Annotated in this window: 11 protein-coding genes; 8 read left to right on the forward strand and 3 right to left on the reverse strand. The window is 68.0% G+C overall.

Annotated features, from left to right (window positions below; all coding sequences use genetic code 11):
* The first annotated feature begins 15 nt into the window (after positions 1-15).
* From I7X18_RS09170 to I7X18_RS09195, 6 genes are read left to right on the forward strand one after another with little or no spacing between them, the layout of a single operon-like run.
* Entirely contained in the window at positions 16-1,185 is a 1,170-nt protein-coding gene (locus I7X18_RS09170; RefSeq protein ID WP_404822829.1) for an amidohydrolase family protein, read from the forward strand.
* Entirely contained in the window at positions 1,182-2,450 is a 1,269-nt protein-coding gene (locus I7X18_RS09175) for a M24 family metallopeptidase (RefSeq protein WP_193046968.1), read from the forward strand. Before I7X18_RS09170 ends, I7X18_RS09175 begins: the two co-directional genes overlap by 4 nt.
* Complete coding sequence (locus I7X18_RS09180; RefSeq protein WP_193046969.1) at positions 2,440-3,573, forward strand: M24 family metallopeptidase; 1,134 nt, start codon at positions 2,440-2,442, stop codon at positions 3,571-3,573. The genes I7X18_RS09175 and I7X18_RS09180 overlap by 11 nt, the downstream gene beginning before the upstream one ends.
* Positions 3,566-4,525, forward strand: coding sequence for an enoyl-CoA hydratase/isomerase family protein (locus I7X18_RS09185; protein ID WP_193046970.1), 960 nt, complete (start codon positions 3,566-3,568; stop codon positions 4,523-4,525). Before I7X18_RS09180 ends, I7X18_RS09185 begins: the two co-directional genes overlap by 8 nt.
* A gap of 2 nt (positions 4,526-4,527) precedes the next feature.
* Positions 4,528-6,915 carry a CaiB/BaiF CoA transferase family protein gene (locus tag I7X18_RS09190; protein WP_193046971.1) on the forward strand — a complete coding sequence of 796 codons (2,388 nt, stop codon included), beginning with the start codon at positions 4,528-4,530 and terminating at the stop codon, positions 6,913-6,915.
* Positions 6,916-6,931: 16 nt separating this feature from the next.
* Positions 6,932-7,642: an SDR family NAD(P)-dependent oxidoreductase gene (locus tag I7X18_RS09195; protein ID WP_193047274.1), complete on the forward strand. Its 711-nt coding sequence runs from the start codon at positions 6,932-6,934 to the stop codon at positions 7,640-7,642.
* On the opposite strand, the gene I7X18_RS09200 is transcribed toward I7X18_RS09195, so the two are convergent.
* Positions 7,639-8,706 (reverse strand): NAD-dependent epimerase/dehydratase family protein, encoded by a 1,068-nt coding sequence (locus tag I7X18_RS09200; protein WP_193046972.1) that lies wholly within the window; start codon positions 8,704-8,706, stop codon positions 7,639-7,641. The two genes, I7X18_RS09195 and I7X18_RS09200, sit on opposite strands and share 4 nt — an antisense overlap.
* A gap of 111 nt (positions 8,707-8,817) precedes the next feature.
* On the opposite strand from I7X18_RS09200, the gene I7X18_RS09205 reads away from it, so the two are divergent.
* A complete protein-coding gene (locus I7X18_RS09205; protein ID WP_193046973.1) occupies positions 8,818-9,648 on the forward strand; it encodes a lysophospholipid acyltransferase family protein in 831 nt (276 codons plus the stop codon).
* Between the two features lie 50 nt (positions 9,649-9,698).
* Positions 9,699-11,288 carry an acyl-CoA ligase FadD12 gene (gene fadD12 / locus I7X18_RS09210; RefSeq protein WP_226863933.1) on the forward strand — a complete coding sequence of 530 codons (1,590 nt, stop codon included), beginning with the start codon at positions 9,699-9,701 and terminating at the stop codon, positions 11,286-11,288.
* On the opposite strand, the gene I7X18_RS09215 is transcribed toward fadD12, so the two are convergent.
* Positions 11,285-12,736: a WS/DGAT/MGAT family O-acyltransferase gene (locus tag I7X18_RS09215; RefSeq protein ID WP_193046975.1), complete on the reverse strand. Its 1,452-nt coding sequence runs from the start codon at positions 12,734-12,736 to the stop codon at positions 11,285-11,287. The genes fadD12 and I7X18_RS09215 overlap by 4 nt on opposite strands.
* Positions 12,737-12,907: 171 nt before the next feature.
* Positions 12,908-13,744 carry a mycofactocin-coupled SDR family oxidoreductase gene (locus tag I7X18_RS09220; protein ID WP_193046976.1) on the reverse strand — a complete coding sequence of 279 codons (837 nt, stop codon included), beginning with the start codon at positions 13,742-13,744 and terminating at the stop codon, positions 12,908-12,910.
* Positions 13,745-13,805: the final 61 nt, after the last annotated feature.

Raw genomic sequence — 13,805 nt, forward strand, 5'->3', positions numbered from 1 at the left:
ATTGGAGTGCGAACAGTGTCAGCCCCCAGCACCACCCTCTATCCCCCCGAAGGCTTCGGTGCCCCGAAGCACCGGCACGGCCACTCCACCGGGGCGGTGACCGGTCTGCCCGCCGACATCGAGATCTTCTCGGCCGACAACCACATCTCGGTGGCCGACGACATCTTCTACGAACGCTTCCCCGAAGAGCTCAAGGGAGCCGCCCCGCGTATCTGGTACGAGGACGGCGCATACATGGTCGGTATGAAGGGCAAGGCTTGGACCGGAGGTGATTTCGGGCGCGTCCTCATGCAGTACGACGATCTGGCCGGCGCCGCGTCGAACAACATCGAGGCCCGCATCCGGGAACTCAAAGAGGACGGCATCGACAAGGAGCTTGCTTTCCCGAACGCTGTGCTCGCACTGTTCCACTACCCCGACAAGAGCCTGCGCGAGCGCGTGTTCCGGATCTACAACGAGCACATCGCCGACCTGCAGGAGCGCTCCGGCGGCCACTTCCATGGCGTCGGGCTGATCAACTGGTGGGACCCGAAAGGCACGCGCAGCACCCTCGAAGAGCTGAGGTCCCTGGGTCTCAAGACGTTTCTGTTGCCGCTGAATCCCGGCAAGGACGACGAGGGCAACATCTACGACTACGGCAGCACCTCGATGGACGCCGTCTGGGACGAGATCGAAGCCGCCGGGATCCCGGTGAGTCACCACATCGGCGAGACGCCGCCGAAGACGCCGTGCCAGAACAACAGCGTCGTCGTCGGCATGATGGTCAACGTCGACTCGTTCCGCGAACAGTTCGCCAAGTACGTGTTCTCCGGCATCCTGGACCGGCACCCGTCACTGAAGATCGGCTGGTTCGAAGGCGGGATCGCCTGGGTGCCAACCGCACTGCAGGACGCCGAGCACATGCTGGCCTCCTACCGGCACATGTTCAACCACGAACTCGCACACGATGTTCGGCACTATTGGAGCAACCACATGAGTGCGTCGTTCATGGTCGACCCGCTCGGCCTGGCGCTGATCGACCGCATCGGCGTCGACAACGTGATGTGGTCCAGCGACTACCCGCACAACGAGTCCACCTTCGGATACTCGGAGAAGTCGCTGGCCACCGTCGTGGAGGCGGTCGGTCCCGAGAACGCCGTCAAGATCGTGTCCACGAATGTGCAGAAATTCCTGGGACTGCAATGACGACGTCTACTCAATCCGGCGTCACCCAGATCGCCCGGACCGGGTACACGTGGCTGGACATCCCCGCGGAGCCGGATTTCGCCCGGATGCGCAGGGAGGTCGCTGCGCGTCTGCACGCCGCGATGACCGAACAGGGTGTGAATGCGCTGGTGCTGCTGGGCAACAGCAACGTCATGTACGCCACCGGTATCAGCTGGCCGCTGGCCGACGCCGGCCTGTCACATGTCGAGCGGCCGGTGGCGGTCGTGCTGGCCGACGACGAGCACCCGCATCTTTTCCTGCCCTTCCGCGAGGGTGCCGCCATGGAGTCGGACCTGCCCGATGACCACCTGCACGGCCCGGTCTATCTCGAATTCGACGAAGGTGTCGCCCAATTCGCGACGATCCTGGCCGACCTGATCCCGGCCGGCGCGACAATCGCGACCGACGAGCTGACCGGGGCGATGCGGCGGGCAGGCACTGCGCTGTTCCCCAGCGCACCGGCAGATGCGGCCCCGGTGGTTGGGGCGGCGAAGCTGGTCAAGACGATCGATCAGATCGCGTGTGTCCGGCGCGCCTGCCAGATCACCGAAGAAGCGGTCGCCGAGGTCCAGAAGTCGCTCACCCCGGGTGCGCGTCAGATCGACCTGTCCGCCGAATTCGTGCGCCGCACGTTCGAACTCGGAGCCACCACGAACATGTTCGACTCGATCTGGCAGGTCATGCCGACGTCGAAGGCCGAGGGCACCTGGACTACGACCGGTGATCTGGCTCTGCCTCTGCTGACCACCGAGCGTGAGCTGGCACAGGGCGACGTCCTGTGGACCGACGTGTCGATCGCCTACCAGGGCTACTGCTCCGACCATGGCCGCACCTGGATCGTCGGTCAGGATCCGACGCCGGCACAGCAGACCCAGTTCGACAGATGGGCCCGGATCGTGGACGCGGTGCTCTCGGTGACCAAGGCCGGTGCCACCTGCGGTGACCTCGGGCGCGCGGCGACCGCGGCCGCCGGCGGGAAGAAGCCGTGGCTGCCGCATTTCTACCTGGGCCACGGCATCGGAACGAGCGCTGCCGAAATGCCGATGATCGGAACGGATCTCGGCCAGGAATGGGATGACAAGTTCGTCTTCCCGGCCGGCATGCTGCTGGTGTTCGAGCCGGTGGTCTGGGAGGACGGTACCGGTGGCTATCGCGGCGAGGAGATCGTGGTGGTGACCGAGGGCGGCTGGATGCCGCTGACTGCGTATCCGTACAACCCGTATGAGGTGTCCAGTGGGAATTGAGATCGAGGCCGACGGCCGGGCTCTGCGTTACAGCCGTCGGGAGCGTGCCCTCGCGCAGATGGAGATCCACGACCTCGACATGCTGGTGCTCGGCCGTCAGGCCAACGTCCGCTACATCTCCGGCGCCCCGCAGCTGTGGGTGGTGGGCACCCGCCCGTTCGGGCCGATCTGCGAGTTCGTGCGTGCCACCGGTGAGATCCACCTCAACAACACGTGGGACGAGGGCATCCCCGAGGAGATCCCGCACGAGAATCTGTACGGGTTCGCGTGGAACCCGATGACATTGGTCGGCATCCTGCAGAACATCAAGGGCGCCGACAGCTTCCGTCGAGTCGGAACCGATGCTCTGACACCGACGTTCGCCAAGCTGCTGCCGATGGCCTTCCCGAACGCGGAGCTGATCGACGCCGAGCAGGCCATGCAGGCTGCCCGCCGGATCAAGACCCCCGAGGAAGTGCAGGCGTTGCGTCGCGCGCTGGCGGTTGCCGAGGAGGGCCTGGCCGCGGGTGTTGCCGCCCTCGGTCCGGGCACCACGGAGAAGGCGCTCGCCGGTGCCGTGCTCGAGGCCGAGGCCGCCGGTGGGGTGAGTACCCCGGCGACCCAGGATGCCGCCTGGGTGACGTCGAAGGAGCATCCGTGGCGCCGCGCCGACGGTGACGGTCTGGTGCGGGACGGTGACCTGGTGGCGTTGTCGGCCGGGGTACTGGCGGACGGCTATGTCGCCGAGGTCGCCCGCACGCTCTATGTCGGTGAGCCGACCGACGCCGTGCGCGCGCTCTACCGGCGCCGAGACGACCTGTGGGACCGGTTGCTCGAGGCCTGCCGGCCCGGCATGACCGCAAGCGCGTTGCTCGATGCCTACCAGCAGGCCGGTGAGCGTCTGCCGGCGATGCCGGTGGCGCACGGTCTCGGACTGGGTTTCGACCCACCGGTGGTATCACCGACTCTGCGGGCGACCGCGGAGGCCGACATTCTCGAGGAGGGCATGGTGCTTGCGGTCACCGCATACGTGTGGGAACAGGGTGTCGGTGCGGTGTTCACCCGTGACGCGGTCTTGATCACCGCCGACGGTGCCGAAATCCTCTCGGCCGTTCCGGCTTACGGTGAGGCCGTTCATGGCTGACCGGCCGTCGCCCGAGGAGATCATCCTCTACGAGAAGGACCCGAAGACCAAGATCGCGACGATCACGTTCAACCGTCCGGAGTTCCTCAACGCGCCGACCTCATTGGCAAGGCTGCGGTACGCCGACGTGTTGCGGGCGGCCAACGCCGACAACGACGTGAAGGTGGTGATCATCCGCGGCGTCGGGGACAACCTGGGCAGCGGAGCGGATCTGCCGGAGTTCATGGAGGGCAACGACAATCCTACGGTGCGGCTCGCGGAACTGAGGCTGGAGGACGACGGGGTCGGCGAGGTGACGTACCCCCCGAAGGGGACGTTCCGCAACGGGGCCACCATCAGCGCCTGGTACGCCAACTCTCAGGCCGGCAACCGCGCGCTGCAGGATTTCAAGAAGATCAGCATCGTCGAAGCCAAGGGGTACTGCTACGGCTGGCACTTCTACCAATGTGCCGACGCCGATCTGGTGATCTCGTCCGATGACGCGCTGTTCGGTCACCCGTCTTTCCGCTACCACGGCTGGGGTCCGCGGATGTGGACGTGGGTACAGATGATGGGGTTGCGCAAGTTCCAGGAGATGGTTTTCACCGGCCGCCCGTTCACCGCCGCCGAGATGTATGACTGCAACTTCCTCAACAAGGTGGTGGCGCGCGACGAGCTGGAGGCCGAGACCCAGAAATACGCGCTGGCGTGCGCAAGGAACCGCCCGGTGGACACCGTCTTTCAGCAGAAGATGTTCTTCGAGATCTTCAAGCAGCAGCAGGGCGAATACATGGGCAGCCTGCTCAGCGCCTTCTTCGAGTCGATGGGCAACGGTGTCGCCAACGACAGCGATGACGACCTGGACATGTTCGAGTCGATCGATTCCGGGCTGTCCGCCGCGGTCAACGACAACGACAGCAAGTTCCCGCCCGAATTCCGGTTGAGCAAGCGCAACCGGGCCAAGCCGGACTAGTGATGACCACACCGCCACTCGACGGATTTCGCGTCGTCGACCTGTCGACCGGGATCGCGGGTGCCTACTGCACGAAGTTGCTCGCCGACGGCGGTGCCGAGGTGGTCAAAGTCGAACCACCCGAGGGCGATCCGCTGCGCGGGTGGTCGGCGTCGGGTGCCGGTACCGGCGGTGACGGGGCACTGTTCTCGTATCTGGCCTGTTCGAAACACAGCGTGGTGGCCGGTCCGTCGGACACTTCGTTCGCCGACGACCTGCTCGCGTCCGCCGACGCGGTGGTGTGGTCTCGAGGATCGTCGATCGCCGAGCACCCCGACCTCGCGCCGCAGACGATCCACCGGCGGCATCCGGGCCTGATCGTCACGGCGATCACGCCGTTCGGGCTGGACGGCCCGTGGACCGATTGTCCGGCAACCGAATTCACCCTGCAGGCGTGGTCGGGCGGGATCGTCGGGCTGGGCCGGGGCGCCCCGGACCGGGCACCGGTGTACGTGGGCGGACAGATCGGTGACTACCTCGCCGGTGCGTACGCCAGCGTGGCCACGCTCGCCAGCCGGGTCCGCGGCGTCGGCGAGCTGATCGACCTGTCGATGCTCGAGACCCAGATCGCCGGGCTGACCTACTACCCGGTGACCTACCACCGGATGCTGGACCGGCCGTGGCGCGACGCCCGCAAGCTCACCGTGCCCGGTATCGCCCGCGCCAAGGACGGCCTGGTCGACATCGGCTGCGGCACCGCTCAGCAGTGGTTCGACCTGTGCGCGATGACCGGACACGACGAGTGGATCGACGAGGACTCACCGCTGTCGATCACCGTGCAGGCCAACGAGAAGGCCGAGGAGCTCTACGCCTGGGTGGCCGAGCAGACCGTCGAGGAGGTCCGCGATCTCGCGTCGGCGTTCCGCATACCCAACGCGCCGGTGGCCAACGGCGAGAACATCACCGCGCTCGACCATTACGTGGAGCGGGGGTCGTTCACGACCAATCCCCGCGACGGGTTCACCCAGCCCGGCCACCCCTACCGGCTGAGCCCCGCGGTGCTGCGCGCGCCGCAGCCCGCACCCCGGCTGGGGGAGCACACCGAGGCCTACCGCCGAAACGGCATTCCCGGTCGTCGCGGCGACGCCTCAACGGCCGGGAACGCGGTTTCGCGAGCGCTGCCCTTCGAGGGGTTGCGGGTGCTGGACATGACGACGTTCTGGGCGGGCCCGTCGTGCACTCACATCCTCGCGCTGCTGGGCGCCGAGGTCATCCACGTCGAGTCGACGCGTCGTCCCGACGGCACCCGCCTGATCGCCGGCATCCCCGCCACCGAGGACCAGTGGTGGGAGCGGTCGCCGATCTTCTCCGGCCTGAACACCAACAAGAAGGGCCTGACGCTAGACCTGCACACCTCGCGCGGGCGGGAACTGCTGAACCGCCTGATCGCGACGGCCGACGTGGTGGTGGAGAACTTCACCCCCCGGGTGCTCGACCATCTCGGCCTCGACTTCGCCGCCGTGCAGGCGCTGCGGCCCGACGCGATCATGCTGCGGATGCCGGGCTTCGGCCTCGACGGGCCGTGGCGGGACAACCCGGCGTTCGCCTACGTGATCGAGGCGGCGGCCGGAATCAGCTGGCTCACCGGCTATCCCGACCGCAACCCCAACGAGCCCTATTCCGTGGGCGACCCCAATGCGGGTATCCATGCGCTCAACGGGCTGCTGCTGGCGCTCGAGCACCGCCGCCGCACCGGAAAGGGAGTGCTGGTGGAGGCCGCGATGGTGGACGCCGCACTCAACGTCGCCGCCGAACAGGTCATCGAATACACCGCCTACGGCGCGCTGCTGGGCCGATCGGGTAACCGCGGCCCCGTCTCCGCGCCCCAGAACCTGTACCGCAGCAACAACATCGACGAGTTCGGCCGTTCCGACAGCTGGGTCGCGATCGCGGTGAGCACCGATGCGCAGTGGGCCGCCCTGTGCACGGCCGTCGGTGCCGCGGACTGGGCGGCCGACCCGGCGCTGGATTGCGCCGACGGCCGTCGCGCCGCACACGACCACATCGACGAACGTCTCTCACAGTGGTGCGTGGAGCGCAGCGCCGATGACATCGTCGGCTGCCTGTGGGACGCCGGCGTCCCGGTGGCCAAGGTCATGCAGCCGCACCGGCAAATCGAACTGCCGCAGCTCGCCCACCGCGGCTTCTTCGAAGAGGTCGGGCACCCGGTGAACCGTCCCACGCCGCACAGCTCGTTACCCTTCCGGATGTCGGCCGGGCCGCAACGCTTCCACCGCCATCCGGCGCCGCTGCTCGGACAGCACACCGAAGAGCTACTCGCCGAACTCGGGCTCAGCGCGGACGAGATCGCCCAACTCGCCGCCGACAACGTGATCGGCCACACCGTCTGACTGGTTGACTGACGCCATGGCCATCGACCCCTCCGGCATCCTGCTCACCGGCCGCGTCGCCGTGGTCACCGGCGGCGGCGCCGGTATCGGCCTCGGCATCGCCTCGGGTCTGGCCGCGTTCGGTGCAGCGGTGGCGGCGGCCCTCGACCGGACCGCCGCCGAACTCGGCACCGTGACCGTCCTGGTCAACAACGCGGGCGGCACGTTCTCCTCGCCGCTGCAGGACACCTCCGAAAACGCCTGGGACGCACTGTACAAGGCGAACCTGCGGCACGTCCTGCTGTGCACCCAGCGGGTGGCCGGGCAAATGGTCGACACCGGCGTCGGCGGCAGCGTGATCTCCGTGACGTCCATAGAAGGCGTGCGGGCCGCACCCGGTTACGCGGCGTACGCGGCGGCCAAAGCCGGCGTCATCAACTACACCAGAACCGCGGCGTTCGAGCTGGCGCCGCACGGAATCCGGGTGAACGCACTGGCCCCTGACGTCATCGTCACCGAGGGGCTGATGGCCTTGTCGCCGGCCGGCCCACCCGCGGGCATCGGCGATGCGATACCGATGGGCCGCCCCGGCAGCGACGACGAGATGGCGGGCGCGGCAGTGTTTCTCGCATCAGATCTGGCCAGTTACATCACGGGGCAGACGCTGCACGTCGACGGCGGGACGCACGCGGCGGGCGGCTGGTACCGGCACCCGCGGACGGGTGCGGCCACCCTGGGCCCTGGTTAATGCGGCCGGTCGAGTCCGGGTTCACCGAGCCGGGAGCGGATCGCGGTCCACGGATCGGCGTACTTACCGGGAGCGTTCCGGTAGGCGGACTGGCGCGCGACGAACAGCCGCGCAAGCGGGGCGAGCAACCGCATCGGGTAGCGCATCACACCGGCCTGGCTGCTCATCTCGGCGAGCATGTCTGGCCACGAATGGTGTTGGAACGACAGGGCTTCCTGCGCTCGGGTGGCGTCCATCCAGTCGGTGATGAACCACGCGTCGTCGCGGTCGGGGTCACCGGGGCGCCCAGGCGGCAGCACGCCGGCCATTCCCCGCGCCCCGGCGAGCGCAGGCCCGACCTCACCCTGGCGCAGCTTGTGGGTGTCGTCGCCGGCGATCAGCAGGATCTCCCCGACGACGTCGGCGGTGGTGGCGGCCGCGAATGCCCACGCGACGTCGCGCACGTCGACGCTGTGGAGTCTGCCGTCGGTGGGCAGCGCGCTCTCGAAGAACAAAGCATCGGTGGTGAACGGCATCGCTTTCGGATCGACGCTCAACACACCGCCCAGGCGCAGGACCACCCATTCGAGGCTCGACGCGCGCACGAGTTCCTCGGCTTCGAGTTTGTGTCCGCCGTACAGGTCGGTCGGGTTCGGCGGGGTGTCGGTGGTGACCGGTGCGGGGAGCCGGTGCGGGTTGCGCGCGCCGTACACCGCATTGCTCGAGGCCTGGACGAACCGCGGGGGCGCGGGTAGCGCCTCGGCGGCGTGCACGAGCGTGGCGGTGGCGTCCACGTTGACCTTGCGGGCCAGCGCGGCGTTGCGGTAGATCGGCGGCGGAATCACCGCGGCGAGGTGGATGATCTCCGCCGGAGCCACCTCGGTGAGCAGGTGCTGGACCTGGGTGGCGTCGGTCAGATCCGCCCAACGCGCCTGGACCCCGTCCGGTAGCGCCGTCGCGGCCTTGCGGTTGGCGTCGGTCTGCAGATCGGTGGCCACCACGTGCCGACCGAGTTCGGCCAGGCGCCGCACCGTCTGTGAACCGACCAGCCCAAAACCGCCGGTTACGAGCACCGCGTCTGACATTGTTCTCCTAGGAGGTCGGTGCGCGAGGACATCGCGATTACGGAGTTCTCCTTTAGCGAGAGTAACTTATTCACCGTTCTGCGACGTAGCAGCAGCCACCAAGGGGAGCCGATGACGGACGAGGACAAGCACGGCGACGAGCGGGTGCCGCCCGACCGGCCGGAGGTCGCGAAGTGGGATCCGGAGTTCACCGCCCTGATCGCGAAGACGGCCGGGGCTGCCATCAGGCGGTACTTTCGCTCGGAGGTGCGCGGTCTGGAGAGCGTTCCCTCCGTAGGAGGCGCACTCGTCGTGGCGAACCACTCCGGCGGCATGCTCACGCCGGACGTCCTCATCTTCGCACCGGCGTTCTATCAGGAATTCGGATACGACCGGCCGCTGTACACCCTCGCCCACTACGGCGTGTTCGTGCCGCCGCTGGGCAGCCTGCTGCGCCGGGCCGGAGTGATCGAGGCCAGCCGCGAGAACGCAGGCAAGGCGCTGCGCTCCGGCGCGGTGGTGCTGGTGTTCCCGGGCGGCGACTACGACTCCTATCGACCCACGTTCTCGGAGAACAAGATCGACTTCGCGGGCCGGACCGGCTATGTCCGCACCGCCATCGAAGCCGGGGTGCCGATCGTGCCGATGGTGTCGACCGGGGGCCAGGAGACTCAGCTGTTCCTCGCCCGCGGCGACTCGCTGGCCAGGCGCCTCGGGCTCAAGCGGGCCCGGGTGGAGATCCTGCCGGTCAGCATCGGCTTCCCGTTCGGTCTCTCGCTGTTCTTCCCGCCGAACCTGCCACTGCCGTCGAAGGTCGTGACCCGGGTGCTCGAACCGATCGACATCGCCGCACAGTTCGGTGAGGATCCCGATGTGGACGAAGTCGATGCGCACGTGCGCGCGGTGATGCAGAAGGCGCTCGACGAGCTCGCGCGCGAACGCCGCTTCCCGGTGCTGGGGTGATCGCGGTGCTCAGTGAATCCGCCGCGAAGGTGGGCGCGAGCGCCGGGTTGATGCAGACCCTGTGGCGCGCCCGGCTCATCGCCCCGATGCGTCCGGACCGCTATCTGCGGATGGGCACCGCCGTGCGCAGAGTGGGGATGACCGCGACAGTCGGCTTCGCCATCGCGGCACAGCGCTGCCCCGACCGGCCCGGGTTGATCGACGAGCGCGGCACGTTGACGTTTCGGGAACTCGACGACGACTCGGATGCGCTCGCCACGGCGCTGCAACAACTTCCGGGTGGAACACCCGGCACGGTGGCGATCATGTGCCGCAACCATCGCGGGTTCGTCGAGGCGCTGCTGGCGGCCAACCGCATCGGCGCCGACGCGCTGCTGCTGAACACCTCGTTCGCCGGACCCGCACTGGCCGAGGTCGCCGAGCGGGAGGGCGCCGACGTCGTGATCTACGACGAGGAGTTCAGCGAGACCGTCGACCGGGCGCTGACCGGACTGCCCGACGCAGTGCGCATCGTCGCCTGGACCGACGCGTCCGCAGGCACCCGGACCACAGTGGATGCGCTGGTCGACGCGCACCGGGGGCAACGGCCCCGCCCCGCCGAGCGCAGCAGCGAGATCATCCTGCTCACCTCCGGTACCACCGGAACCCCCAAGGGTGCCAAGCGTTCCGCGGGCAGCGGCGGCGCCGGTGACCTCAAGGCCGTTCTGGACCGCACGCCGTGGCGCGCCGAGGAGACCACCGTCATCGTCGCGCCGATGTTCCACGCGTGGGGCTTCTCCCAGCTGTTGTTCGCCGGGCTGCTGGCATGCACGATCGTCACCCGGCGCCGCTTCGATCCCGAGGCCACCCTGGCCCTGGTCGACGAGCACCGGGCCACCGGCCTGGTGGTCGTCCCGGTGATGTTCGACCGGATCATGGATCTGCCCGACGAGGTCCGCTCCCGCTACAGCGGGAGGTCGCTGCGCTTCGCCACCGCCTCGGGATCGCGGATGCGGCCCGACGTCGTCACCGCGTTCATGGACCAGTTCGGCGACGTCATCTACAACAACTACAACGCCACCGAGGCCGGCATGATCGCCACCGCGACGCCGACCGACCTGCGCGCCGCACCCGACACCGCCGGAAAAGCCGCCGACGGCACCGAGATCCGCATCTTCGATCCCGACTTCCGTGAGCTACCCGCCGGTGAGACCGGAAGCATCTTCGTGCGCAGCGGAACATTGTTCGACGGGTACACCTCGGGGGCGACCAAGGACTTCCACGACGGCTTCATGGCCTCCGGGGATGTGGGCTATCTCGACGAGGCCGGCCGGCTGTTCGTGGTCGGGCGCGACGACGAGATGATCGTCTCGGGCGGTGAGAACGTCTACCCGATCGAGATCGAGAAGACGCTCGCCGCGCATCCGGGGGTGGCCGAGGCCACGGTGCTCGGTGTGGACGATGAACAGTACGGTCAGCGCCTGGCGGCGTTCGTGGTGCCCGCTGACGGGGCGTCGGTCACCGCCGAGGAACTCAAGGAGCACGTTCGCGGCAACCTCGCGAATTACAAAGTGCCACGAGAGATCCGGGTACTCGACGAGCTCCCGCGGGGCGGTACCGGCAAGGTGCTGCGCAACGAACTGCTCGCGCAGCTCGACTAAAGGGTCGCAGCGGTGGCGGGAGCCATCGCGCTCTCGACCGCACGGAGTTCGGCGGGCAGCCCCGCCGACTCGCGGATCTCGGCCAGCCCGTGCAGCATCGCGTCGGTGGCCTCGTGGATGTCGCCGAACGTGCAGTCGTCGGAGAGCACGGAGATGTCGACCTGGTCGACGTAACTCCACACCGTCATGTTGAACGCGCTGGCCGCCGAGAGCACCCCGACGGAGTAGATCTCCGTGACGTCGGCGCCGCCGATGTGCCCACGCTCGCGCGGTCCGGGCACGCTGGACACCGCGACGTTCATGATCCGGTTGTGCGCGGCGTGCTGCGATTGCCAGCGGAACGCGGTGGGCGCGACCTGCGGCGGCAGGTACTCCATCATCCGGCCCTGCAGGCGCGGGCCCATCAGATCCGAAACTTCCTTGGCGCGCTTGGTGGCCAGCGCGGTCAGCCGGACCCGGCGCAGCGGATCGTCGATGTGGACGGGCAGCGACACCGCGAGCCCGCTGATCTGGTTACCGGTCACCCGGTCGGGGGAGCGGTCGGTGGACACGGGTACCGACGCCAGCAGGGGTCGGTCGGCGCGACCGTCGTAGCGCAGCAACAGCTCCCGCAACCCGCCCGCGGCGACCGACAGCACCACGTCGTTGAACGTGACACCGAGGTGTTTGGCGGTCTCCTTCAGATCCGTCAGCGACACCGAGGCGGTGGCGAAGGTGCGCCCCGGCGACACCACGTGGTTGAGGAACGTCGGCGGCGTGTGGAACATCTTCGCCATCTCGTCGGCGCCGCGCCGATCCCGCGTGCGCCGCCGGACCCGGGCCGCCCCGCGCACCGCCTGGCCGACCAGGCCCGGGATTTCGACGGCCTTCTGCAGGTGGTCGCGGCTGGCTTCGGCCAGCAATTGCGGTTTCGTCGGCGGCGCACACGTGGTGTAGTCGTCTTTTTCGTCGGCGTCCGAGCCGGCCAGATCCATCAGGCGGGCCAACAGGTTCGCCGAGGCGACGCCGTCGGCCAGGGTGTGGTGCACCTTGCCGATCATCGCGAACCGGTTGTCAGCCATCCCTTCTGCGAAGTAGAACTCCCACAGCGGCTTGCTGCGGTCCAGCGGGGTGCTGGCGATGCGCCCGATGACCTCGTCGAGTTCCCGGCGGCCACCGGGGGAGGGCACCGATACGGTGCGCACGTGGTAGTCGAGGTCGATGTCGCAGTTCTCCAGCCACATCGGATGGTGGAACCGCAGCGGGATGTCGATCAGCCGGTAGCGCAACGGCTCGAGCAGGTGCATCCGGCGGGCAATGGTGCGGCGGAAAACCTCGAAGGCGTACGGAGTGTCGTGCGTGGCGTCATAGGAGGTGGCGTCGATGACCGCCACCTTGAGGGTGTGGGTGTGCAGGTTGGGCGTCTCGCTGTACAGCAGCATGGCGTCCATGCCGTTGAGTCGCTTCACGCCCACCTCGATCCTCGTCGCCCGTAGAGGAGCCATCCCCGCGAGTGCGTGACTTCATGCAACCACCCGGGCACCGGGGCGGCGGTCGGTTTCGCTGGAATGGGCGCTCGGCGTACGACGCGAACCGGGGACCCACCCGTGGTGAGGTCCCCGGTCGGCGGAGAGCGCGGGCTACTTCAGGCAGCTGCCGCCGTCGACAGGCAGTGTGACACCGGTGATGTAGCGGGCCTCGTCAGAGGCCAGGAACAGCACCGCGTTGGCGATGTCCTCCGGCTCGACCCAGCCGATCGGCAGGGTGTGCATCATTTCTCCGACGACCTTCATATCGTCGGGGCCCGGGTTCTCCAGATCGGGACGGAAGAGCCTCATGGTGCCGTCGTTCATGAACAACGGCGTGTTCACGTTGGTCGGATGCACGGAGTTCACGCGGATGTTCTGGGCGCCCAACTCGACGGCGAACGTCCGCATGAGACCCACCACACCATGTTTTGCTGCCACGTAGTGACCGGTGTGCGGGTAGGCCTTGAGTCCGCCGACCGAGCTGGTGAGGATGATCGAGCCGCCACGCCCGCCCGCCAGAAGGTGCGGCACACCGGCCTTGACGGTCTTCCACACGCCGCCCAGGTTGACGTCGATCATGTCTTCCCAGTCGCCTTCGCTGGTCTTGTCCAGCGTCTCGCCGCCGTTGCCGATTCCGGCGTTGGCCACGATGATGTCGAGCCGGCCGAACTGCTCGACGCCGGCGTCGACCGCGGCCTTGAGCCCCTCGAAGTCGCGGGTGTCGACCTCGGCGGTATAGATGCGGCGATCGAGGTTCTTGACCATGTCCGCGGTCTCGGCCAGATCCTCCGGCGTCGCGAGCGGGATCCGGACGCTGTCGATCTGCTTGCAGATGTCGACGGCGATGATGTCGGCACCCTCTTGTGCCAGCCGCACCGCGTGTGCCCGGCCCTGTCCGCGGGCCGCGCCCGTGATGAATGCGACCTTGCCTTCTACGCGTCCTGCCATCGGTTCCTCGATTCTCGTTCGTCACGTCTGGATCGGTCGCGCTGCGTGTCCGACCGGTCCG

Origin of the sequence: Mycolicibacterium baixiangningiae (assembly GCF_016313185.1) — a bacterium.
GTDB classification, from domain to species: domain Bacteria; phylum Actinomycetota; class Actinomycetes; order Mycobacteriales; family Mycobacteriaceae; genus Mycobacterium; species Mycobacterium baixiangningiae.

Coding starts and splice junctions, on each gene's coding strand:
- I7X18_RS09190 (WP_193046971.1), top strand. CDS start 4,528: ATGACCACACCGCCACTCGACGGATTTCGCGTCGTCGACCTGTCGACC.
- I7X18_RS09220 (WP_193046976.1), bottom strand. CDS start 13,744: ATGGCAGGACGCGTAGAAGGCAAGGTCGCATTCATCACGGGCGCGGCC.
- I7X18_RS09195 (WP_193047274.1), top strand. CDS start 6,932: ATGGCCATCGACCCCTCCGGCATCCTGCTCACCGGCCGCGTCGCCGTG.
- I7X18_RS09185 (WP_193046970.1), top strand. CDS start 3,566: ATGGCTGACCGGCCGTCGCCCGAGGAGATCATCCTCTACGAGAAGGAC.
- fadD12 (WP_226863933.1), top strand. CDS start 9,699: ATGCAGACCCTGTGGCGCGCCCGGCTCATCGCCCCGATGCGTCCGGAC.
- I7X18_RS09200 (WP_193046972.1), bottom strand. CDS start 8,706: ATGTCAGACGCGGTGCTCGTAACCGGCGGTTTTGGGCTGGTCGGTTCA.
- I7X18_RS09175 (WP_193046968.1), top strand. CDS start 1,182: ATGACGACGTCTACTCAATCCGGCGTCACCCAGATCGCCCGGACCGGG.
- I7X18_RS09205 (WP_193046973.1), top strand. CDS start 8,818: ATGACGGACGAGGACAAGCACGGCGACGAGCGGGTGCCGCCCGACCGG.